At 75.2% G+C, this 319-nt stretch carries 1 protein-coding gene; it reads right to left on the reverse strand.

What is annotated here, in order from left to right; genetic code table 11:
* Nucleotides 1-120: 120 nt before the first annotated feature.
* Nucleotides 121-319: hypothetical protein (locus JHD82_RS29290; RefSeq protein WP_199140416.1), on the reverse strand; the 199-nt coding region annotated here is incomplete at its 5' end.

Below are 319 nucleotides of genomic sequence, written 5' to 3' on the forward strand. Positions count from 1 at the left end.
TGAGTTCCTTGAAGGTCGCGCCCAGCATGGACTGGATCTCTCCGGCCTGCGCCTGGGCCCGGGTCGCCACGGTGCGCAGGCGCTCGAAGGTTTCGGCATAGACCTTGCGGGCGCCCAGCTTCAGGCCTGTCTCTTATACACATCTGACGCTGCCGACGAAATGCGAACAGTGTAGATCTCGGTGGTCGCCGGATCATGAAAAAGGGGGGGGGGGGGGGGGGGGGGGGGGGGGGGGGGGGGGGGGGGGGGGGGGGGGGGGGGGGGGGGGGGGGGGGGGGGGGGGGGGGGGGGGGGGGGGGGGGGGGGGGGGGGGGGGGGG

It is taken from the genome of Delftia sp. ASV31, assembly GCF_016428765.1.
Lineage (GTDB): Bacteria > Pseudomonadota > Gammaproteobacteria > Burkholderiales > Burkholderiaceae_C > Comamonas > Comamonas acidovorans.